Below are 22,769 nucleotides of genomic sequence, written 5' to 3' on the forward strand. Positions count from 1 at the left end.
CCTGACAAGGCTTGAATTCAAGGCCGCGAAGCTTGGCCCAAGCCTGACAGGCGGCGCAAGGCGCGCCTTTATGAAACTGCTGTCATGTCCGCCGCGCTCAACCCCTTGGCGCCGGCCATCGGATCATGCTCGGCCACCCAGTGGCCGGGTTCGATTTCGACCAGTTGCGGCGTGTAGATTTCCCCGCCTTCATCCTCCGGCAGGCGGGATTTCAGGAAGCGCAGCGCGGCGCGCGGGTCCATCGGGCTGGGCAAGTCGCCCTCGATCTTGATGCGCTTGCGGCTCTTCTCCCGCACCGGGTCGGGGATTGGCACGGCGGAGATCAGCGCCCTGGTATAGGGGTGGCGGGCGTCCTCATAGATCGCCTCGCGGTCCGCCAGCTCGACGACCCGCCCCAGATACAGAACCATGACGCGGTGGGAGACCTCGCGCACCACGCTCAAATCATGGCTGATGAACATCATGGAGAGGCCGAAATCGGTCTGCAGGTCGATCAGCAGGTCCAGCACCTGCGCCTGCACCGAAACGTCCAGCGCAGAAACGGCCTCGTCGCAGATCACCAGTCTGGGCTTCAATATCATCGCCCGGGCGATCCCCACGCGCTGGTTCTGCCCGCCCGACAGCTCGTGCGGGTAGCGATTGATCATCGCCGGATCCAGACCCACCCGCTCCATGATCGTGCGCACCGCCTCGTCCCGCTCCGCCCGTTTCATGTCCGGCGCAAAGGTCTGCAAGGGCTCGGCGATCGAGGCGCCGATCGACATGCGCGGGTCCAGCGAGGCCAGCGGATCCTGAAACACGATCTGCAGATCCTTGCGCGCGCGCCGCAGTTCGCTCTTCTTCAACTCCGTCAGGTCGGTCCCGAGCCACGAGACAACCCCGCCGCTGACCGGCGCCAGTTGAAGCACCGCCCGCGCCAGCGTCGATTTCCCGCAGCCGGACTCCCCCACGATGCCCAGCGTCTCGCCCGGCCGCAGGTCGAACGTCACCCCGTCCACGGCGCGCAGCGGTTTCACCTCGCCCCACAGGCCCTTTCCCGTGCGCACCGGGAAATGCACCTTCACATCCTCGGCCCGCAGCAGCGGCTGGCCGTCTTCCGGCGGGGTATAGGCGGGCAGGCTGGCATGGCCGGGGCGCTCGCTGCGGTCGATGCGCGGCATGGCGTCCAGCAGCATGCGCGAATATTCGGTTTTCGGGGCGTGGAAGACCGCTTCGGCGCTCCCCGCCTCCACATATTGCCCGTCCTTCATCACCTGAACGCGGTCCGCCATGCGCGCCACCACGCCCATATCGTGCGTGATCAGGGCGATGGCCGCCCCGGTGTCGCGCTTCAGCTCGTCCATGATGTCCAGGACTTCGGCCTGGACCGTCACGTCGAGCGCCGTGGTCGGCTCGTCGGCGATCAGCAGATCGGGGTCGCACAGCATCGCCATGGCGATCATCACCCGCTGGCGCATCCCCCCGGACAGCTCGTGCGGGTATTGTTTCAGGCGGCGTTCGGCTTCCGGAATATGCACCCGGTCCAGCCAGTTCAGGCATGTCCGGGCCGCTTCCTCGCCCTTTATCCCGGCATGGGCGGCCAGGATTTCCTGCATCTGTGCGCCGATTTTCATGTGCGGGGTTAGCGAAGTGAGCGGATCCTGGAAGATCATCGTCATCTTCTCACCGCGAATCCGGTTCAATTCGCGCTGTTTCAGACCCAGAATCTCCCCTCCGCGATACCGGATCGACCCCTCTACGCGCCCGTTTTGCGCCAATAATCCCATGGCGGCGAGGAAGGTCTGGCTCTTGCCGGAGCCGGATTCGCCAACAACGCCAACGCATTCGCCCTCATTCACGGTCAGGTTCACCCCGCGCACGGCGTGAATTTCCCCGTCCGGCGTGTCGAAACGGATGTCCAGATCGGCGATTTCCAGAATGGGCGCTTGTGATGTCATGGAGGAATCAGCCTGTCAGGCGGTCAGGAAACGAACAGCCAAACCCATCAATATTGCCATTCGATTGAGAGATAGAGCTTCTTCCGGTCCGCCGGACCGCCCGCCCCGCCGTCATAATCGGCGTATTGCAGGCCCGCGCTCCAGTTCTCCGCGAAGCCCAAGCTCACTTCCGCGTTCCATTCATGGCCGAAATCGGCCCCGCCGCGGGTCGGATCGAAGCTGTGAAACGCAGCCTGAAAGCCCAGCTTCCGGCCAAAAGGCGGGCGCGGCCAATTGGCTTTCGCGCCCAGATAGAGGTCCTCCACGCCCTCGGCGGGAATGTTGGAGAACACGTCCGCCCAGCCCCGGCGCGCATGTTTGCCGGCGAATGGCAGGTCAAACCCGCGCGTTCCGTCGCCTTCCCAATGCTTGAACCCGCCGAAACCGGCCAGCGGGCCATAGGTAATCGTACCCTCCAGCCCGGCATGATCGAGGGTGAAGTCGGCCGAAGTCCGGTAGTCCTGCTGCCGCGCCAGCACCGCGTCATAGGTGAAAACCGCCGGTCCCGCGGGCAGGTCCCCGGTGGCTCTGGCGCCGAAAGTGGCCGTGCCGGGCCGGTCGTCCAGGTCGATCAGATAGGCAAAACCGGACGCCTTGAACGCGCCCGAGCGCACCCAGTCGAGGTGCAAAAGGTGGGAATCGGAGTCGGAATCGGCCCGCGTTCCCAGCGTCTGATTGACCTTCCAGACATAGGAATAGCTGGCCGTCAGCCCCGGTTTGACGTCGAAATCGATGCGCGCGGCGTCAAAGGTACGGTCATCCTGCCGCCAGCCGGAATTGCCGATGAAGCGCTGGTCGCCATGGCGCACGATCTGGCGGCCGATCGAGGCGAAAACCCTGTCGGTTTCATAGATCAGTTGCAGCCGGTTCAGGTCCGCGATCGCCGCATCCGGGATCACCGGGCGGTCCTGCCCCGCCGCCGGCGCGGCGAAATAATCCCCGCCCAGCACCGTTACCGCCTCCAGCTCGCCCAGAACGGAGAGGTTTTCGGCGATATCCAGCTCCGCCCCGGCGCGCGTGCGCAGGGTCAGGGCGTCCGAACTGTCCGGAAATCCGTCCTGATCGACGTGCTCATAGCGCAGGCGCGCATCGGCAAACGGGGCGAAATCGCCGGTCTCCGCATAGGCGGGCGGGGCGGCGGCGAGGATCAGAAGGGGCAGAAAAGTGCGAATGGTCGGGGCTCCGCGAAGCAGTTTCGCGCCCCTTATAACCGCAAACCGATGCTCCGGGCACGCCCTTCCCTGCGGACTTCGCTCAGGCTTTCTGCGCTTTCAGGAAGGCTTCCAGCTTCGGCCAGGCGTCCGGTTCGGTCATGAAGGGCGCGTGCCCGACGCCGGCGACCTCCACGACCGCCAGATCGGGTTTGATTTCCTGCATTCTCGCCACCGTTTCCGGGTCCAGAAGATCGGTGATCGCGCCCCGGAACAGCAGAGTCGGGACCGGTTTCAGCGCCTCGAAGAACGGCCACATGTCCGGCGGCGCGGTCTCGCCCTTGGAGACATTGCCGCTGATCGCCGTGTCATAGTCCAGAACCAGCCCGTCCGGCGTCTCGCGATAGAGCCGCCAGGCGAAACGCTCCCAGAATGCCTGCGTTTCGCCCGGAAACGCCACGCCATTGACCCCCTTCGTGCGCTCCGCGGCTTCTCCCCAGTCCTTGGCTGGACCGGAGTCGCCGCAGACATAGGATTCGATCCGGGTGATCCCCTCGGTCTGCAGCTCCGGCCCGATATCGTTGATGGCCGCCGCGGCGACCTTTTCGGGGTCGGAATGGGCCGCGATCATGGTGATCAGACCGCCCATGGAGGTCCCCACCCACAACGCCTTTTCGACGTTCAGGTCCTCAAGAAGCGCCAGAACATCGGCCACATAGACCGCCGGATTATAGCGTTCGGGCTGCGGATCGGCGTCGGAGCGGCCGCGGCCGCGCATCTCCGGCACGATCACCCGCCGCCCGGTCGCCTCCGCGATCATCGGGGCCAGTTCCTCGAAATCCCGGCTGTTGCGGGTCAGGCCGTGCAGGCAGAGCACGGGCGCGATGTCCGGATTGCCGTCATACAGGCGATAGCGCACCACCGGCCCGTCGGCGGTTTTCAGCTCGCCCCACCTGTATCCGCCGGATGCGTTTCCGGTCTTTTTCTCGCGTTTCAGCAAGCCGAACATGCGCTTAGCCTTTTCTTGCCATTAGATCGGATCGGTCACGGGCAAGGCGTCTTCCTCCTCGTCCCGCGCTTCCCAGTCGCGCTCGATCGTGCGCGCGGCCAGCAGGAACAGCCCGCCGGCGAGAAGGTTGAACCCGGCGATGATCATCACCGCGAATTTCAGGGAATCCTCGCCCATCGCCGCGCGCAGACCATCGGAAATGGCCCCCGTCACCAGCGGCCCCAGTCCCAGACCGATAATATTCACGATGAACAGCATCACCGCGCTGGCCATCGCCCGAAGTCCCGGCGCGACGAGGTTCTGGATGGTGGCGAACAGCGGCCCGTACCACATCGCGCCCAGCGCGGTCGGGATCAGCAGGGCCAGCACCGAAACGATGAAAACCGGCGTCATGATCGCGCCCAGATAGATCGGCAGCGCGACCAGCATGGCGATCCCGGGAATGACGGCGTAAGCCTTCAACCCCAGCCGCCCGCCGGCGAACTTGTCGGTCAGCCAGCCGCCGATCCAGGTGCCCGCCCCGCCGCCAATGCCGATGACAAAAGCATATGGGAGAGCGGCCGTGGTCACCGCTTCGCGCACCGGCATGTAGTCGTCCAGCCCGCGCACGAAGAAGGAAAACAGCCATGGAAACAGGCCGTAACCCACCATGGAGGCGATGGCCGCGCCAAAGGACAGAATCCAGAAACTGGGCTTTTTCGCCAGCGCGGAGACCACCTTGGAAATCGGCGGCTGCGTCATGTCGGCGTGGCGGTCATAGGAGCCGCGCTTGGGCTCGCCCACCGTGAACCAGAGAATAAGGCCCAGGATCACGCCCGGAATGCCCACCAGAAGGAAGGGCGCGCGCCACGCGGAATCCGCGCCAATGGCCGCAAGCCAGCCCGGCGCGCCGTTGGCGGCGTAATAGTCCCCGACCCAGCCATAGAGATACGACCCCATGAGGATGCCGACCACCGAGCCGAGCGGGATGCCCAGCGCATAGATCGCCAGCGCCCGGGCCCGCTGTTTGGACGGGAAATAGTCGGACAGCAGAGAATGGGTCGGCGGCGAACAGCCGGCCTCCCCCACCCCGACGCCGATGCGCGTCAGGATCAGGAACAGGAAGGACTGCGACAGGCCGAACAGCGCGGTAAACCCGCTCCACAAGGCCAGCGAAATGGAGATGATCGAGATGCGGTTCAGCCGGTCCGCCAACCGCGCGATGGGCAGGCCCAGCATGGTGTAGAACAGCGCGAACGCCGTGCCGGTCATCAGGCCCAGCTGCCAGTCCGCCAGGCCGAATTCCGCCTTGATCGGCTCCTGCAACACGCCGACGATCTGCCGGTCGATGAAATTGAAGATGTAAACGACCAGAAGGGCGCCCAGTACGTAGGATTTATAGCCGCCCGAAACTGTTCGCGGATCTATGCGCCGCGCCTCACTCATTTGTCCTGCCCCATCGTATTCTTGTTGATGGTCACAGTGTCAGCCGCCCTCCCAATCCTTGGCAAGGCGCCGCGCGGCGAAAAAGAAAAGAATCGCGGCCATGAGATAGAAGCCCGATCCGGCGAGGATGGAATAACGCAGGGATTCGTCGCCGAAATACGGTCTCAGACGCTCTGAAAACTCGCCCAGGATATAAACGCCCCCGCCAATCCCCAGCAGATTATTGATCAGCAGGAACAGCGCCGAAGCCGTGGCCCGCATATCGGGGCGCACCAGATGCTGGAACGCCGACAGGACCGGCCCCAGCCACATCAGGCCCAGAGCCACCGGAACAGAGAACAGCAGGATCGCCACCACCGGCGTCGATGACAGCACGCCCAGCGCATAGAACGGCACGGTGAACAGGAAGGCGACGGCCGGGACCAGCGCGTATGCCGCGCGGTTCTTTTCGCCCAGCTTGTCGCCCAGCGCGCCGCCGGCCCACACGCCGATAATGCCGCCAACCAGCAGAATGCCCCCGAACAACAGCGAGGCCTCCAGAATATCCACCTGGAAACTGCGCACGAAGAAGGAGGGCAGCCAGAAGAAGATGCCATAGCCCATCATGGAGCTGCAGGACGCGCCAAGCGTCAGCAGGAAGAAGCTGGGCTTCTTCATCAGCACGGCGAAAACCTCGCCCAGTTTCGCCCGTTCGGTGGTCTGGCGCGGCGGATCGAAACGGCCGCGTTCAGGCTCCCTGACGGTCAGCTTGAATATCGGCGCCAGAACCAGGCCCGCGACGCCGACAATGATGAACGCCGCGCGCCAGTCGATCCATGAAGCGACAAAGCCGCCGAATACGATTCCGACCGCGCTGCCGATGGGAATCCCGAAGGAATAGATAGCCAGCGCCCGCGCGCGCTGATTGGGCGGGAAAAAGTCCGCGACCAGCGAATAGGCCGGCGCCACGCCCCCGGCCTCCCCCACGCCCACGCCCAGACGCGCGGCGAAAAGCTGCCAGAAATTGTTCACCATTCCGCAGGCCGCGGTCATCAGCGACCACGCGGCCAGCGCAATGGTCATGATCCAGGTGCGGTTCACGCGGTCAGCCAGCAGGGCGATGGGCACGCCCAGCGTGGAATAGAACAGGGCGAACGCGATGCCGCCCATCAGGCCCAGCTGGCGGTCGCTCAGCCCCAGCTCCGCCTGGATCGGGACGGCCAGGATGCCGATGATCTGGCGGTCGATGAAATTGAACGTGTAGACGACGACCAGGATGAACAGGACATAGCCGCGATACAGCTTGCTGTCGGCCTTTGCCTCGGCCGCGGCGGGCGTTGCGGCCGTCACGAAGCACCGCCCGTCAGGAATGTTTTGGCGTCCGCGGCGGTGCGGGCGGCGTCTTCTTCCTGCGGCACATGGCCCAGATCGTCATACAGGATGACGCTTGCATCCGGGATGGCCTGTTCGGCGCGGGGCGCCTGGTCGGGCGTGATCATGGCGTCCTTGCCGCCCCACAGGATCAGGGTCGGCGCGGTGATTTGCGCCAGCATGTTCGCCGGGTCCGGCATGGTGAATTCGCCGATATGGGCGACATAGGCCTCGCCATTGCCTTCGCGCCGCATCATGTCGCCGATTTCCTGCGCCCGTTCATCGGTCAGTCGGGACGGGTCGCCATAGGTCATGCGCGTGGCGCTGATCACACCCGCCTGCGGGGCCAGCGTGAGGAAGGTCTTCATGGCGGCCGGCGCCTCTGAAGGTTCATCGCCGACCTGATTGAACTGATAGATGCCCGCATCAATCAGGATCAGCTTTTCCACCCGGTCCGGATAGGTCGCTGCGAACCGCCAGGCGATGGTGCCGCCCAGCGAATTGCCGGCGATGCTGGCGCGTTCGATCCCCAGACTGTCCATAAGCTCGGCCAGAAATTCCGCGCGCTCCTGCGGGGCATAACGCTGCTGCGGGTCCGGACCGGTGAGGCCGTGGCCCAGAAGGTCATAGCGGATCACCCGGAAATCGCCCGACAGCGCCTCCGCCCATCCGTCCCAGGTTTCAAGACTGGACGTGAAGCCGTGGATCAGGATGACGGGCGGGGCGTCCGCGGGGCCTTCTTCCCGTACGCGCACCTGCGCGCCGGCCACGCTCACATAGCGGTCGTCGGCGGTCATGTATTTCGCTTCCAGCGCGTCCGTGGCCGGGCCGCGGAGACTGACCACGAACCAGACGATGAGCGCGGCGACAAGCGCCAGGATAACGACTCCGAAAATGACGAGCATGCGATTCACGAGCTTTCACCCTCTCCTGACGAAAAACGGCAAGGCGCCCCTCACGCTGCGCTGGGCGGCGCGAGGGGACATCCCGCCCCCGCGGACCGGCGGCGCATGAACGCCGCCGGCCAGTTGGCGCTTAGTAGCGGTAGGAGACGGTCGCTGTCACCGTGCGCGGATCGCCGTAATAGGCGGTCAGCGTGCCTTCCAGGCCCAGCTCCGGCGCCAGCGTGTCGTTGTTCACGAAGTCATAGCCGGCGACCTTGTAGCGCTCGTCCGTCAGGTTGCGGCCATGGACGCCGAAGCCCCAGTGATCGCCCTGCCAAGTAATAGACGCGTTCCACAGCGTGTAGGATTCCTGATCCAGCAGCGGGAACGGCACTTCGAACTGGGTCGAGTCGCCGCGATAGGACAGCGTGGTGCTGGCCGTCAGCTCGCCGCCGCGCAGCGGGGCGAAATAGGCGGCGGTGCCGCTGGCCGTCCAGTCCGGCGTGTTCTGGATCTCCACCTGATCGGAGATATCCGTTCCGAAGGCGTTGATGAAGCGGTCATACTCACCGTCAAGATAGCCAAGCGACCAGCTGAAATTCAGGCCGTCGGCCGGGGTGAACATATCCTCGGCGACCGCCAGACGGCCTTCATATTCGACGCCCTTCAGGGTCGCCGCGCCCGCATTGGTGGTGACGCCGGTAAAGGTATCGGAGACGCCGTCGCCATCGGTGTCGACGCCGACCGAACCCGGCACCTGAATATCTTTGTAGTCGGCATAGAACACGGCCAGCGAATGGCTGTAGCGGCCATTGGAGAACTTCCAGCCCAGCTCATAGGAATCGACTTCTTCCGGCTCGAAATTCATGAACTGGAAGACTTCGTCGTCGCTGACCACGCCATCGCCGTTGAAGTCAGGCGCGGCCGTCGTCTGTCCGCGCGGATCGAAGCTGCCGCCTTTGAAGCCCTGGCTGTAGGACGCGTAGAGATTGTGGTCCGCATTGGGCTGCCACTGCAGCGAGGCGCGCGGGCTGAAATCCTCATACTCGGCCGATCCATTGAAGTCAGACGTCGTGGCAATCAGGATCGGATTTCCGCCGAAAAATTCGGAAAAACCGCCAATATAGGTGCGGCGTAGAACCTGCGAGGTGCGTTCGTCAGAGGTGTAACGGCCGCCCAGCGACAGGCTCCACTGGTCGGTGAAATCATAGGTGAAGTCGCCGAAGACCGACCATGTCTCCGTGCTGACATCGCCGAAGGTCTGTGCGTTCAGACCCGGGGAGCCGACAGCCTGCCCGGTGACGTCCAGCAGCACGTCAAAAACGGTCGAAGCGTTGGCGTCCAGATAATAGAAACCGATCAGACCATTCAGCCTGTCGCCGGAATACAGAAGCTGCAGCTCTTCGGAGAATTGGTCGTTCTTGTAGATCGCCGGGACATCGACATCGGCCGATTGCAGGCTGTCGAAGTCGATCGGGGAGGTCGATTCGTCTTCGCGGTAGGCCAGGATGTTCCGCACCTGCCAGCTATCGCTGAGATTGATCTCCGCCAGGAAGGACCCCCCATAGGCTTCGACTTCCTGGTCGACAACGTCCAGGCCGGCCCGGGTATCGAACTTGTCGTCTAGCACCGGGGCGTCGCTGATGTTGGCGGGGATCAGGCGATGACCCTGGCGGGCGTTGGACTCGTCCTTGATATAGTCGCCGGAAATGCGGAAGAACATGTCGGCGTTGGGCTCAAATTCCGCCGAGGCGCGGGCGCCCCAGAGATCCTTGTTATAGTTTTCCTCGCCGGTGACGATGTTCTCGCCAAAACCGTCGCGGGTTAGGCGCGCCACGGCGCCGCCGACGCGGAACGTGTCGGCCAGCGGAACGCTGCCCGAAACGATCAGGTCTTTCTGGTCATAGCTGCCATATTTGGCCGTGGCCTCGAACGCCGGCTGGTCGCCAAGGCGCTTGGTCACATACTTGATCGCGCCGCCAATCGTGTTGCGGCCATAGAGCGTGCCCTGCGGACCGCGCAGAACCTCGATCCGCTCCACGTCATAGATGTCCAGAACAGCGGCCTGCGGACGGTTCAGATAAACGTCGTCGACATAGACGCCAACGCCGGCCTCAAAACCCGCGACCGGGTCCTGCTGCCCGACGCCGCGGATGAAGGCCGACAGCGTGGAATTGGTGCCGCGGGAAACTTCCAGCGTCACGTTCGGCGTGGTCTGCGCGACATAGGTGATGTCCTGCGCGCCGACCTGCGCCAGCTGATCGCCGGAATAGGCGGTGACGGCGACCGGAACGTCCTGAAGGGATTCTTCGCGGCGGCGGGCGGTGACGACGATTTCGTCCTGGCTGCGGGCCGGGGCGGCTTGCGGAACCGGTTCGGAAACGGCCTGACCTTCGGTCTGGGCCTGGGCGGCGCCCGTCATGGCCAGAACGCCGGCGGAGGCGCTGGCCAGCAGCGCCGCGAGTGTGGATTTATTCATTTGATCCCTCCCTGGAGATACGATGGCGGCGACAGTGGCGTTCTGCGCCGTATTGAAATCTCGAAACCGGGCGGACCCCTGCCCGCCCCGCAGCGTTGTTATCCCCCAAGGCTTCTTCGACCGGCCTTGCTTGCTAGGCTGCGTTTCGTCGGCCATTATATGAAACATGAATCATGATTCAAGTTATATGAATGACACAGAGCTGAAAACGCCGAAGACGGCGCGTGGCCTGAAGACCCGGAACAAGCTGCTGGACGCGGCGGAGAAGGAGTTCGGGGAAAAGGGATTCCATGACGGCGCAATCAGCGGAATCACGCAGCGCGCGGGCGTGGCGCTGGGCACTTTCTATACATATTTCGAATCGAAAGAGGCCGTGTTCCGGGCGCTGGTCGAGCATATGAGCAACCGCACGCGGACCCATGTCGCCTCCCGCGTGGCCGGGGCGCCGGACCGGCTGACCGCCGAACGCGAAGGAATCGCCGCCTATATCGAGCTGGTCCGCCAGAACGAGGACCTCTACCGCATCATCATGGAGGCGCAGTTCGTCGCGGAGGAAGCCTATCGCGCCCATTATGACCGCTTCGCCCGCGCCTATCAGAAAAACCTGACAGAGGCGGCGGCACGCGGCGAGATCGATCCCGCCCATATAGAGGAACGGGCTTGGGCGCTGATCGGAATAAGCGTATTTCTGGGCCTGCAATATGGCGTGTGGGACAAGGACAAACCGGCCGAAGACGTCGCCGATGCGATTGACGGCTTTGTCCGTTACGGTCTTGATCGCCAGGAACGCTAGATACGCCCTAGAGGATTTTCTCTGACCGCCCATGAGCTGGCGCCTGTTCGATATCACCGCAAAGCGCGCCGAACTGGCGCCCGGCGCCATCGCGTTCGAGGATGCGCGCAGCGGCGAAACCCTGACCTATGGCGCGTTGGAAACCCGCGCCGCGCAAGCCGCCGCATGGCTGGTTCAGCGCGGCGTGAAGCCGGGCGACCGGGTGGGCGTTCTCTGCCGCAACCGCACCGAATTGTTCGAGCTGTTGTTCGCGTGCGGCAAGACCGGCGCGATCCTGGTTCCGCTGAACTGGCGCATGACGGCGGCGGAGCTGACCGGCATGATCGCCGACTGCGCGCCCGCGCTGATCCTTTGCGGCGACAAGGACGCCGGTGCGGCCAAAGCCGCGGCCGGGGACCGCCCGATCGTGCCGCTGGATGTTTTCAACGCCGAGCGCGAAACACTGACCCCGCATCCGGGCCGCGCCGAATGGCCGGCGGACGAGGCCTGGTTCCTGATCTATACGTCCGGCACCACCGGCGCGCCCAAGGGCGTCATCAATACCTACGGAATGGCGTTGGCCAATTTCGTGAATATCGGTCAGGCGCTGGCGCTCAGCGCGGCCGATTCCACCTTTAATCACCTGCCGCTTTTCCACTCCGCCGGCATCAATCTGGTGACGCTGCCGCTATTGATGAGCGGGGGCCGGGTGCTGATCGCGCGGGATTTCGAGGCGGCGGAGACGCTGTCCCTGCTGGGCGCCGGCCGGATCAGCGTGATGTTCAGCGTGCCGACCGTCTATCGGGCGTTATGTGAAGCGCCGGAGTTTGCCAAAACCGGGTTTTCCGCCGTCCGCAGCTGGGCTTGCGGCGGGGCGCCGCTATCGGAGCGGGTGGTCATGCGCTTTGCCGAACGCGGTGCGCTGATCCGTCACGGATTTGGCATGTCGGAGTCCGGGCCGACCACGCTGCTGATGGATGAGGCGAGCGTCCTGGCCAAGCCGGGGGCGGCCGGACGGCCGCAACTGCTCAGCCGGGCGCGGGTGGTGGATGAGTCCGGAACCGATCTACCGGACGGCGAAACCGGCGAAATCTGGCTGTCCGGCCCCGGCGTGACCCCCGGCTATTGGGGCCAGCCGGAAGAGACGGCGAAAATTTTCAGCGCCGACGGCTGGCTGAAAACCGGTGATCTGGGGCGCCGCGATTCCGAGGGCGACTTTCATATCGTCGGACGGATCAAGGAAATGATCATCAGCGGCGGCGCCAATGTCTTCCCGGCGGAGATCGAAGCGGTGCTGAACCGCCACCCGGACGTGGCCGACGCCGCGGTGATCGGCGCGCCGGACGAAGTCTGGGGCGAGGCCGGACACGCCTTCATCCAGCCGCGCCCGGACCGGGCGCCCGGCCGCGGCGAACTGGAGGCGTTTTGCCGCGACCAGCTGGCCGGATACAAAATTCCCAAAACTTTCACCTTTGTGGACACATTTCCCCGCACCGCGTCCGGCAAGATCCAGAAGTCGCGCCTGACCGCGCCGGCCGCGGAAACCGTCTAGGCGCTTCGCCGGGCGCTGAAAGTCAGTCATTCCCTAAACGCTTCATAGGCTTGCGCGGATTCGCGCAGGGGCTGAGTCTGCTTGCGTTTTACACCGGATTCAGTCATGAGGGCGCTGTAACAGGGGGACGGGGCATGCTGAATCATGCCTCGCTGCGGCCACATTGCGGCGTGAAACCTTACAAACCAGTCATTTTTGTGTGAGAAAACACTCGCACTCCGCACACGCGCGATCCGAGACCTTATGAATAACAATAACGGAGCACGCGCGACCGATCCGAAGACGCCGGACGGCGATCTGAGGTTCGTGATCGCTATCCCGGTTGGCGCCTGGCACGAGAGCCTGGCCGCTACATTTGAATCGCTCGCCATCCAGACGCCCCGCCCGGCGGTGGCGCTGCTGGATGCGTCCGGCGACCCGCGCGTATCCGATCTGGCCGACACGTTCGGCGATCTGTTCGCCTATCGTCGCCACGGCCCCGATGGCGGCCAGACCGCCGCCATCGCCGAGGGCTGGCGCGAGCTGGAGGGCGATGTCCTGCACTGGCTGAATGTTGATGACGCGCTGATGCCCGGCGCGCTGGCCGCCGTGCAGCGGAAATTTCACGACCATCCCGAAGCCGACGTCGTCTATGGCCATTCCATCGTGCTGGACGAGGATGGCGGCCTTCGCGGCGCGCATCCGGCGGTCGACCCGAAACGGCTGGACGCCCTGCCCCGCGACTGCGTGATTTCACAGCCCTCCTGTTTCGCGCGCCGCGAGGCGGTCGACAGGGCCGGCGGCCTGAACGAGCATTTTCACTATGTGATGGACTGGGATCTCTGGACCCGGCTCTACCGCACCGGCGCGACCTTCGAATTCCTGAACGAGTTTCTCTCTCAGGTCGTCTGGGGCGCGGATACAAAGACCGCCCATCTGAACGCGCGCAAGCTGCGCGAGATGTTCACCATCGTCAGCCGCACGCGCAAACCGGTCTGGATCCTGCGCACGCTGGGCGCGGCGGCGCGGCAGATCCTGATCGATTACCACATCAACCCGATCTTCCACCGCAAGCCCTTCTACTGGCGCAACGGCACGCGGCTGCCCTATGTCAATTTCGGGCGCGGCGACGCGGTCGGCATCGAGATCACGCTGGAGACCGAAGGGTTCGCGGGCGCGACCTCCACCGACCGTCTGGAAGTGTTCGATCCGCAGAGCGCGCTTATTCCGTCCAGCGCCGGGGAGTGGAAGCTGAACGGCGCGGGCGACCAGCTGGAAATCGCGTTCGCCGACGAGATCGGCACCGGCGATCCGATCTGGATCCGCACCGATGACGATGCGCTGCAGCGCCGGGTGCGCCGTATTCGCTGGGTCTATGACACCACGGATAATAGCGGCGCGTCCGCGGGCAACGACTAGAGCCGGATCGACAGCCCGTCGGCCAGCGAATTGCGGAAGGCCCGCCACGCCGGGATGACGCCCAGCAGGGCGGAGGCGGCGGTGACAGCCAAAATCACGTAAATCTCGAACAGGCCCGGGCCGAGCCCGGTCAAGGCCAGCCCCAGCCGGGATTCGGCCAGCGGCGCCAGCACGGCCATCGCCCCGTGAACCAGCACAACGCCCAGCGCCGCGCCGATAAAGGCAAGACCCGCCGCCTCGCTGACCAGAAGCGCGAAGATATGCCAGGGCCGCGCCCCGACCGAGCGCAGGATCGCCATTTCGCGCCGCCGCTCGTTCAGCGTGGTCAGGATGCTGGTGAGAATGGTCAGCAGGCCGACAAACACCACGAACACCGAAATGGCGCCGAGCACCCGCTCCACCGTGCCGATCACGCTCCAGAGCTGGTTCAACGCCAGCCCCGGAACCACCGCCAGCAGCGGCTCGCCCTCATAGGTATTGATTTCACGCCGAAGGCTCAGCATCGCGCCCTTCGACTCGAGGCCGACAAAGAAGGCTGTGATCTCGTCTGTCCGGAGCGGCATGGAGGCCACGTCTTCGGCGCTGGCGGCGCGAGCGAGCGCCGATGGCGCGCCGCTTTCCCACCCGACATGGATGGCTTCCATGCCCTGAAGCGTGATGTGGACCGTGCGGTCCACAGGCGTCCCGGTCGGTTCCAGAATTCCGGTGACCTTGAACGGCCTGTTGTCGTGATCGTGGAACCCGACCTCGCCGATCCCGTGGCTGAGGGTGATCTCCTCGCCAAGCTCATAGCCCAGCTCCCGCGCCACGGCGGCGCCCAGCACCGCGTCATAGACGCCGGAATAGGGATCCCCGGCCGCCATCTCCAGCCGGCTGCCGCCGCCATACTGGTAATGTTCGAAATAGTTCTGATCCGAACCCAGGACCCGGTAGCCCTTGTGCGCATCGCCGAGAGATATCGGGATGGTCCAGGCGATTTCCGGCCGGTCCGCGAATTCCTGATAGCTGTCCCAGCTGATCGAACTGGTCGGGTCGCCGATCCGGAAAACGGTGTAAAGCAGCAGATTCACCGGCCCGGTCCGCGCGCCGACGATCAGGTCCGTTCCGCTGATCGTGCGCTCGAATCCGGCGCGCGCGCCTTCGCGCATTTTCTCCACGCCCACGAACAGGCTGACGCTGAGCGCCACCGCGATGATCGTCAGGATCGCCGTCAGGCGGCGATTGAAGGCGCTTTTCAACGCAAGGCTGAGCACCGGCGCATTCATGCCGCCACCCCGGCGCGGTTGAGGTCGGGCAGGATCAGACTGCGGTCGAAATGATCGGCCAGACGGGCATCGTGGCTGACAAATAGAAGCGTCGCGCCGCTGGCCGCCGCCTGCTCCGCCAGCAGGTCGATGAAGCCGTCGCGGGCCGCGGCGTCCAGCGCCGAGGTCGGCTCGTCCGCGATGATCAGCTCCGGCGCGCCGATCAGGGCGCGGGCCGCGGCCACGCGCTGTTGCTGACCGACGCTGAGATCGCTGGCGGGGCGGTCGATCAATTCGTTTTCCAGACCCAGACGCTGCAGGAGCCGGCGGGCCTCATCCGTCACCGACCCGCCCGTCTCCGCCGCGCGGGCGGCGCGCTTTGCGGAGAAACGGCAGGGCAGCGCCACGTTTTCGATCACCGAGAGATAGGGAAGCAGGTTGAAAAGCTGGAAAATCACGCCGAGCTTTTCGGCCCGGAAACCGTCCCGCCGCGCCGCGCTCATCTGCGTCAGATCGGCGCCCAGAACCTCAAGCTCGCCGCTGTCCGGAGTCAGCACGCCGCAGATCAGCCCCAGCAATGTGGACTTGCCGCTGCCGCTTGGACCTTGCAGGAAAACCCGTTCCCCGCGCGCCACCGTCAGCTCCGGCATGTCGATCACCGGCGCGCCGTCCGGCCAGGCAAAACGCAGGGCGCGGGCGCTTATCGCGGGATCGGCGGGCGCGGCCACGATTACTGGTACGCTTCCAGGCTGGTCAGGGTCAGCGTGTAGGCCGCATCGCTCAGCGCGTCCTCATGCTTCTGGGTCTTCAGGCCGCCCTCGACCCAGACGGCGTCCCAGATGCTTTCCACCTTCACCGGCTTGTCCGCCTTAACATACACGATCTGGTTGGGCGGGGGCGGCGGGGCGTGGATACAGGCGCCGGCATAGGGCACCAGCAGAAATTCGGAATATTCATTGGTCTTGTTGAAATTGAACGGAATGACATAGCCGGGGATGCGCACATGCTGGCCATCCAGCGATTCAACAACATTGAAGGTGCCGATCTGCACCATTTCGTCCTTCGCGCTGCCTTCGCGGATATCGGAAACGCGCGCCATGTGCTCCTGCATCAATTCCTTGAGAATCTTGCTCTCGCCCACCGGCATGAGGTCATCCCAGGTGAGCTTGCGCGGCGCGTCCGGCGTGCCGGTATTCGCCGCGGCCGCGCCGGCAAACGCGGAGGCGGATGGCGTTTCCGCCGTCCTGGCTTCGGCGCGGTCGCCGGCCTCGCCGCACGCGGTCAGCGTCAGCGCGATCAGAACAAGAGTTGAAAATATGACTTTCATGGAATCCCTTCCGTCGAACATCCATGACGGCATATATGAGTGAAATAAGGCTCGCAAAGGCCAAGATGTTATACTATAACATTTTTAGCCAGACCACCCGCCCCATCAGGGACTGAATGCCCACTCCATGACCGCCGCGCTTCTGACCAGTCTTATTGCCGCCGCCATCTCGGCCGGGGCGCTTGTCCTCGTGGCCTCGCGGGCTGAATGGACGCAGCGTCACGCCGGACTTTTCGCGGCGTTCGCCTCCGGCGCGCTGATCATTCTGTCGCTGTTTCATCTGGCGCCGGAAGCCATGGAGAAAAGCCCGCGCGCTTTCTTTTTCATTCTGGGCGGCATCGCTCTGGGCTTCCTGTTGCAGACTGTTCTTGGCGCGGCGGCGGGCGCGCGGCGGCGGGTTCTGACGCTGGGCGTGATCCCGGCCATCGGCATCGCCATTCATTCCTTCGTGGATGGCGGCGTCTACGCCATCACCTTCCAGGCCGACCTGGTGACCGGCGTGCTGACTGCGCTGGGCCTGATGGTCCACGAATTTCCGGAAGGCATCATCGTTTTCGTCCTGCTGACGCGCGCCGGCATGGCCGCGCGGCCGGCCTTCTGGCTGTCGCTGTTCGCCGCCTCCCTGACCACGCCGCTGGGCGTTCTCACGATAGCGCCCTTCGTTGAGGGGATGGGAACGGTGGCGCTGGCGGAGATGCTGGGGCTGTCCGCCGGGCTGCTCTTCTATGTCGGAGCGATCAATCTGGCGCCGAGCCTGAAGACGAAGCCGCTGCGGCGCGTCTGGGCGGCGCTGGCCGCAGGCGGCGCAATGGCCATCGCCATCACGCTTGCGCACGCGCAGGTCTGATTGCACCCGCCCGGCCTGTTCAAAAAACACGGAGATGGCCGATGACCCGGCAGGACCCTGTCTCGTTCTTCGATCAGCAACACGCTGAAAACTACGACGCCCGCAATGAGAGAATGACGCCGATTGTCGGCAATCTCCATTTTCTCATGGATCTCGTGCTCGGCGACCTGCCCGATGATGCGCGCATCCTGTCCGTTGGCGTCGGAACGGGATCGGAGATTATCGCCCTGGCGGAGCGGCGCCTGGGCTGGACATTTGTCGCCCTCGAACCCTCGCAAGCCATGCACGCCAAGTGCCGCGAGAAAATCGGGACAAACGGGCTCGCCGGCCGCTGCGAATGCTTGAATGGCTATCTGTCGGACCTTGATGAGGGCGAAAAATTCGATGCGGTCCTGTGCCTGCTGGTCACGCAATTCATTCTGGACACGGCCGAGCGGCAGGAGATGTTCGACGCGATGGCGGCGCATTTGCGGCCCGGCGGCTATCTCATAAACGCCGAAATCAGCGCCGATATAGCCTCGCCGAAATTCGACGGCATGGTGGAAAAATGGGCGGCGATGCAGGCGCAGCGAAACATGACCGCCGAAGAGGTTTCCAAAAACATTTCCATGATGAAGCAGCATGTCGCGGTGGTCCCGCCGGCGGACATCGAAGCCATGCTGGCGAACAGCGGCCTGTCCAACCCCACGCAGTTCTTCCAGTCGCTTTTGATCCACGCCTGGTATGGGCGGAAGTGACAACCGGGACGGCCGCCGCCGGCGGGCGAGCGTGGCTCATATCCCGGCTGCGGGATCGGCGGATTTTAGAAGGAGGAATGGTGGAGCCAGGCGGAATCGAACCGCCGACCTCGTCATTGCGAACGACGCGCTCTCCCAACTGAGCTATGGCCCCTCACCTATGGGAGGCACGGCTATATGGCGGCGCCCTTGCCGGTGTCAAGCGGACGGCGCCGCAGTGCTTGCGGCATCCGCATGCGGCGGGATACAAGACGCCTCAATCTAGCGATTTTCGGAGGTTTCGCGTGGCGGGAATTCTTTGCTGGCTGATTTCGACCATCATTTTTCTGGTCCAGCTCGTCATCATCATCCAGGCGGTTCTGTCCTGGCTGATCGCCTTCGACGTCATCAATCGCCACAACCAGCTGGTTCAGTCCTTCTGGCATTTCTCCAACTCGCTGACTGAGCCGATACTGCGCCCCATCCGGAACGTGATTCCGCCGATCGGGGGCGTGGACATCACCCCCATCATCGCGCTGATCGGTCTTGAGCTGATCAAGAAGCTACTCTGCTGGGCGATCTTCCAGATCGCCTTTTGAGTGATGCGCTGGAATCCGTCTCTGACGGGTTCCGCCTGCGCGTCCGCCTGACGCCGAACGCCAGCTGCGACCGGTTCGAGGGCGCGTTCAGGGACTCTGCAGGCCGGCAATATCTGAAGGCGCGCGTCCGGGCCGTTCCCGAAAAGGGCAAGGCCAACACCGCCCTGATCGCGCTGGCCGCAAAGGCGCTGTCTGTGCCCAAAGGCGCCGTGACCCTTGAGTCCGGGTCCACGTCGCGCTTGAAGACACTGCATATTTCGGAATCAGGCGCGCTGGCGCGCGCGGAAGCCCTGCTGGAGACTTGATCATGAGCGCCGCCATCATCGACGGAAAATCCATCGCCGCCGACCTCCGCGCCCGCGTGGGCGAGGCCGTTACGGCCCTGAACGCCGAACACGGCGCGTCTCCCGCGCTGGCCGTGGTGCTGGTGGGCGAGGATCCGGCCAGCCAGGTCTATGTCCGCAACAAGGTGAAGTTCACCGAGGAAGCAGGCATGCGCTCCGTCGAGCACAAGCTGCCCGCCGACACCGCCGAGGCCGATATTGTGGAGCTGGTGCAGGGTCTGAACGCCGATCCGCAGATTGACGGAATCCTGGTCCAGCTTCCCCTGCCCCGGCATATCGATTCCGACCGCGTGATCGCGGAAATCGACCCGGACAAGGATGTCGACGGCCTGACCGAGACCAGCGCCGGACGGCTGCTTCTGGGCCGCCCGGGCCTGCGGCCCTGCACGCCCGCGGGCTGCGTGACTCTGGCCGAATCCGCCCGGGACTCGCTGGAGGGGCTGCACACCGTCGTTCTGGGCCGCTCCATCCTGGTCGGCAAGCCGGCGGCGATGCTGTTCCTGGAGAAGAACTGCACCGTCTCCATCGCCCATTCCCGCACGCAGGACCTGCCCGGCCTGTGCCGTCAGGCCGACATCCTGATCGCCGCGGTGGGCCGCCCGGAAATGGTCAAGGGCGACTGGATCAAGCCGGGCGCCACGATCATCGATGTCGGCATCAATCGCATCGACGCGCCTGAGAAGGGCGAAGGCAAGACCCGGCTGATCGGGGATGTCGACTTCGCCGAGGCAAGTAAAATAGCCGGCGCAATTACGCCTGTACCCGGCGGCGTTGGCCCGATGACCATTGCGGGACTGTTGCGCAACACCGTTCTGGCCGCTTGCGCCAGACGCGGCCGGCGCGCACCCACAGCGCTCTAGCGCCAAACAATATTCAAGCCAAGCATATGACAGGGTTACTGATTCGGGACCCGGTCGAAACCAGCGTATACTTTACCCCTGAAAATCGAATACTCGGTCTCTGGGGGAGGTTTGCGTCATGTCTCACTTTGTCGATGGTGAATCCATCATCGGGACCGAAGGCGACGATCGCCTGATCGGCGATTCCGGCGACAATGCCCTGATCGGCCGCGGCGGCGACGATATCCTGACCGGCGGCGGCGGGAATGACCACATCTACGGAAACGGCGGCGACGATACGCTCAATGGCGGCGACGGGATGGACACGCTCTCCGGCGGGCTTGGGCAGGACCGGATTTTCGGGGCCGACGGCGCCGACATGTTGCTGGGCGGCGGCGAGGACGACCTGCTGGTCGGCGGACGCGGAGACGACACGCTGAAAGGCGGCGACGGCGGCGACATGCTGCAGGCGGGCGCGGGCAACGACATCCTGATCGGCAATGCCGGCGACGACATGCTGATCGGCGGCGCGGGCGACGACACGCTGGCGGGCGGCGGCGGCAACGATCTGCTGGATGGCGGCGTCGGCGCGGACAGGCTGATCGGCGGCGCGGGCGACGACACGCTGGTCGGCGGTTTTGGCGAAGCCCGCCTGTTCGGCGGCGCCGGGGACGACCTAGCGGTCTTCGACGGCGCCCTTGGCGAATACCAGATCGCCGAGGCGGGCGAGCCGGGCAAGTTCCAGATCAGCTCCACAGCATCTGGCGTCTACGCCTTCACCGACAGCGTGGAGCGCGCCCGGTTCGATAACGGCGTATTCAACACCCAGGACCTGTTGGACGGGACCGCCGTAGTGGCGCGCGACATAACGCTGGGCGCGCCGGATATTGTTGTGGGCAGCTTCAACGGCCCGACCCTGTTGCTCAACGGTGACGGGAGCGGCGGCTTCAATCCACCGCCGGACTCGGGCCTGCCGAGCGGCACGGAACATTTCGAGATCTTCGATTATGACGGCGACGGCGATCTGGATTTCTTCGGCGCCGGCGGCCCCGGCGGCGCCAGCAGCAATAATCCGCTATGGGAGAATGACGGGACGGGCGTCTTCACCAATGTAAACGCGCCCTTTGGCGGCCCGAACAGCGAGGCCGTCTCGCCCGGGGATTTCAATGGCGACGGCGTCCTCGACATCATTGTCGACGGCGGCCCCGGCGGCCCGCAGGTTTTCTACGGGCAGGGCGATGGCTTTTTCACTTCGCCTGTGACGCTGCCCGGCGCCCCGCCGCCCACGGCGTTCAGCGCCGCCGATTTCAATGGGGACGGGTTTGACGACGTTCTGATCGGCTCCGGCGGTGAGAATGAAATATTCCTCTCTGACGGCGCAGGGTTCTCGCCGGGCTCCATCTTGCCGGGGGGCAGCCGCGCGACCGAGGAAATCAAGGGCGCCGACCTCAATGGCGACGGCTTCGTCGACGCCATAATCGTCAATTCCAGCGGCAACAGCGCCACGCTCCAGAACTTCGGAACCGGAAACTTTCAGCTGGTGAACCTGCCCGGGTCCAGCAATAGCTGGGGCGGCGATTTCGGGGATTTCGACGGCGACGGCGATCTCGACATCATCCTCGCCCGCCATGTGAACGCAGGTCAGGGCGCGGCCAACCAGCTCTGGATCAATCAGGGGGACGGGAGCTACGTCCTGGATGAGAATTTTGACGGCGGCGATGGCGTCACCACCGATGTCCTCTTCACGGATGTGGACCGCGACGGCGACCTCGATATCGTCAGTACTGATTTCAACGATGGCGTGTTCGTTCAACTGAACGACGGAAGCGGAACATTTGGCGATTCCATAGACATAAATTCCCCGCTCTCGGGCATCTGGCAAGCCGAGGCGGCGGCGATCCAGCAATCTCTGGTTACGCCGACCGAAGGCTATACCCTGATCGACTTCTTCGTCCTGTACACTACAGGCGGCCGCGTTGACAGCCAGGCCGCCACAGCCGCTGAAGGCGATCAGGCCGCTTTCACGATAACCGCAATCAACGGCCAGTCCCTGGCCAATGGCGCGGTGGTGACGACAGAAGACGGATTGCGCATCAGGGATGGCGGCGACGGCATGCTGGAGGTCGACGCAAGCGGCTTCGATACATCTGACGCGCCCGTGGCGAGCGGCTTTTATGTCGCGGGCGTCGCCTCGTTCGAATATACGATCGAGGATGAGAACGGGAACATCTCCACGGCCAGCGCCGATCTGACAATCTGGGACGAATATGACCCCGACGCCAGCGGCAGCGAGACGGCGGACGCCGCTGCCGAACTGGCCTTTCTGGACGCCACGTCTGCCGGCGCGCCTGATGACCCAGGGATTGCGTCCCTGGACTTTCCGGGCGGCGATGGCGGGCCGCGCCTTTTTGCCGATCTATGGATCAAGCCCGGCTCCGCCGACACGCCCGCGGAGCTGTTTTCCGAGGCGTTTTATTTCGCGGCCATCGAAGCGTTCTAGGCTGCCCGTCTAGGCGCGGCGGAAACGCCGTTTCAGGACAAGTTTCCGAAGGAGTCTCGCTGCGCCGGGCCAGGGAGAGCGCCGGGACTGGATTTGCGCGAGAGCGTCGCTCACGAACGTGGCGCGGGCCCGGTGTTCGGCCGTGGCTGAACGCTCTTTCCCCAGCGCGTCGAGTTCGGCCAGAAGCTCCCTCTCAACAGCGTTCAGAACCTCCGGCGGCGCTTCCGCCGCCAGACGCCTGATACCGTCAGAACCGGCCACTTGCGTCGCCGCGCTTCCGACCCGCTTTTCCATGACAGGTCCCACAATGCCCCAAGCGGGAAAAAAATCCCGCCGGACATTATAGCACCATTATGA

At 64.4% G+C, this 22,769-nt stretch carries 20 protein-coding genes and 1 tRNA gene; 9 read left to right on the forward strand and 12 right to left on the reverse strand.

What is annotated here, in order from left to right; all coding sequences use genetic code 11:
• Positions 1-68: 68 nt before the first annotated feature.
• The 7 genes from L338_RS13280 to L338_RS13310 form a co-directional block, all read right to left on the reverse strand.
• Complete coding sequence (locus L338_RS13280; RefSeq protein ID WP_022698883.1) at positions 69-1,937, reverse strand: ABC transporter ATP-binding protein; 1,869 nt, start codon at positions 1,935-1,937, stop codon at positions 69-71.
• Between the two features lie 47 nt (positions 1,938-1,984).
• Positions 1,985-2,926, reverse strand: a complete 942-nt coding sequence (locus L338_RS13285; protein WP_022698884.1) for an alginate export family protein — start codon at positions 2,924-2,926, stop codon at positions 1,985-1,987.
• A gap of 304 nt (positions 2,927-3,230) precedes the next feature.
• The gene (locus L338_RS13290; protein WP_022698885.1) at positions 3,231-4,136 is read right to left on the reverse strand and encodes an alpha/beta fold hydrolase; all 906 of its coding nucleotides are present in this window, start codon (positions 4,134-4,136) and stop codon (positions 3,231-3,233) included.
• 21 nt (positions 4,137-4,157) lie between these two features.
• Positions 4,158-5,561, reverse strand: a complete 1,404-nt coding sequence (locus tag L338_RS13295; RefSeq protein ID WP_022698886.1) for a spinster family MFS transporter — start codon at positions 5,559-5,561, stop codon at positions 4,158-4,160.
• A gap of 39 nt (positions 5,562-5,600) precedes the next feature.
• Positions 5,601-6,890: a spinster family MFS transporter gene (locus L338_RS13300; RefSeq protein ID WP_022698887.1), complete on the reverse strand. Its 1,290-nt coding sequence runs from the start codon at positions 6,888-6,890 to the stop codon at positions 5,601-5,603.
• The gene (locus L338_RS13305; protein WP_022698888.1) at positions 6,887-7,816 is read right to left on the reverse strand and encodes an alpha/beta fold hydrolase; all 930 of its coding nucleotides are present in this window, start codon (positions 7,814-7,816) and stop codon (positions 6,887-6,889) included. Before L338_RS13305 ends, L338_RS13300 begins: the two co-directional genes overlap by 4 nt.
• 130 nt (positions 7,817-7,946) lie before the next feature.
• Positions 7,947-10,274: a TonB-dependent receptor gene (locus L338_RS13310; protein ID WP_022698889.1), complete on the reverse strand. Its 2,328-nt coding sequence runs from the start codon at positions 10,272-10,274 to the stop codon at positions 7,947-7,949.
• A 187-nt stretch (positions 10,275-10,461) separates the two neighbouring features.
• On the opposite strand from L338_RS13310, the gene L338_RS13315 reads away from it, so the two are divergent.
• The 3 genes from L338_RS13315 (at position 10,462) to L338_RS16705 (ending at position 13,996) form a co-directional block, all read left to right on the forward strand.
• On the forward strand, positions 10,462-11,067 hold the full coding sequence (locus L338_RS13315) for a TetR/AcrR family transcriptional regulator (RefSeq protein WP_051122798.1): 606 nt from the start codon (positions 10,462-10,464) through the stop codon (positions 11,065-11,067).
• 31 nt (positions 11,068-11,098) lie between these two features.
• Positions 11,099-12,598, forward strand: a complete 1,500-nt coding sequence (locus L338_RS13320; protein ID WP_022698891.1) for a class I adenylate-forming enzyme family protein — start codon at positions 11,099-11,101, stop codon at positions 12,596-12,598.
• A 243-nt stretch (positions 12,599-12,841) separates the two neighbouring features.
• Entirely contained in the window at positions 12,842-13,996 is a 1,155-nt protein-coding gene (locus tag L338_RS16705; RefSeq protein ID WP_022698892.1) for a glycosyltransferase, read from the forward strand.
• Here L338_RS16705 and L338_RS13330 read toward each other — a convergent pair.
• The 3 genes from L338_RS13330 to L338_RS13340 are packed head-to-tail and all read right to left on the reverse strand — an operon-like array spanning position 13,993 to position 16,567.
• Positions 13,993-15,261 (reverse strand): ABC transporter permease, encoded by a 1,269-nt coding sequence (locus L338_RS13330; protein WP_022698893.1) that lies wholly within the window; start codon positions 15,259-15,261, stop codon positions 13,993-13,995. The genes L338_RS16705 and L338_RS13330 overlap by 4 nt on opposite strands.
• Complete coding sequence (locus L338_RS13335) at positions 15,258-15,971, reverse strand: ABC transporter ATP-binding protein (protein WP_422110949.1); 714 nt, start codon at positions 15,969-15,971, stop codon at positions 15,258-15,260. The genes L338_RS13330 and L338_RS13335 overlap by 4 nt, the downstream gene beginning before the upstream one ends.
• Positions 15,971-16,567, reverse strand: a complete 597-nt coding sequence (locus L338_RS13340) for a DUF3299 domain-containing protein (RefSeq protein WP_022698895.1) — start codon at positions 16,565-16,567, stop codon at positions 15,971-15,973. Before L338_RS13340 ends, L338_RS13335 begins: the two co-directional genes overlap by 1 nt.
• A gap of 127 nt (positions 16,568-16,694) precedes the next feature.
• Between L338_RS13340 and L338_RS16710 the strand changes: the two genes are divergently transcribed.
• A complete protein-coding gene (locus tag L338_RS16710; RefSeq protein ID WP_022698896.1) occupies positions 16,695-17,414 on the forward strand; it encodes a ZIP family metal transporter in 720 nt (239 codons plus the stop codon).
• 41 nt (positions 17,415-17,455) lie between these two features.
• A complete protein-coding gene (locus L338_RS13350; protein ID WP_022698897.1) occupies positions 17,456-18,151 on the forward strand; it encodes a class I SAM-dependent methyltransferase in 696 nt (231 codons plus the stop codon).
• A gap of 78 nt (positions 18,152-18,229) precedes the next feature.
• Here the strand turns inward: L338_RS13350 and L338_RS13355 are convergent.
• Positions 18,230-18,305 (reverse strand) — tRNA-Ala (locus L338_RS13355).
• Positions 18,306-18,435: 130 nt separating this feature from the next.
• Between L338_RS13355 and L338_RS13360 the strand changes: the two genes are divergently transcribed.
• The 4 genes from L338_RS13360 to L338_RS16715 all read left to right on the forward strand — a co-directional run bounded on the left by L338_RS13360 (position 18,436) and on the right by L338_RS16715 (position 22,412).
• Positions 18,436-18,729, forward strand: coding sequence for a YggT family protein (locus tag L338_RS13360; protein WP_022698898.1), 294 nt, complete (start codon positions 18,436-18,438; stop codon positions 18,727-18,729).
• Entirely contained in the window at positions 18,726-19,034 is a 309-nt protein-coding gene (locus tag L338_RS13365; protein WP_022698899.1) for a DUF167 family protein, read from the forward strand. Before L338_RS13360 ends, L338_RS13365 begins: the two co-directional genes overlap by 4 nt.
• Positions 19,035-19,036: 2 nt before the next feature.
• Positions 19,037-19,933, forward strand: coding sequence for a bifunctional methylenetetrahydrofolate dehydrogenase/methenyltetrahydrofolate cyclohydrolase FolD (gene folD / locus L338_RS13370; RefSeq protein ID WP_022698900.1), 897 nt, complete (start codon positions 19,037-19,039; stop codon positions 19,931-19,933).
• A 118-nt stretch (positions 19,934-20,051) separates the two neighbouring features.
• A complete protein-coding gene (locus tag L338_RS16715) occupies positions 20,052-22,412 on the forward strand; it encodes an FG-GAP-like repeat-containing protein (protein WP_022698901.1) in 2,361 nt (786 codons plus the stop codon).
• Between the two features lie 9 nt (positions 22,413-22,421).
• On the opposite strand, the gene L338_RS13380 is transcribed toward L338_RS16715, so the two are convergent.
• Entirely contained in the window at positions 22,422-22,706 is a 285-nt protein-coding gene (locus tag L338_RS13380; RefSeq protein WP_022698902.1) for a hypothetical protein, read from the reverse strand.
• Positions 22,707-22,769: the final 63 nt, after the last annotated feature.

This window comes from Euryhalocaulis caribicus (assembly GCF_000412185.1).
In the GTDB taxonomy this organism is placed as follows: Bacteria; Pseudomonadota; Alphaproteobacteria; order Caulobacterales; family Maricaulaceae; genus Euryhalocaulis; species Euryhalocaulis caribicus.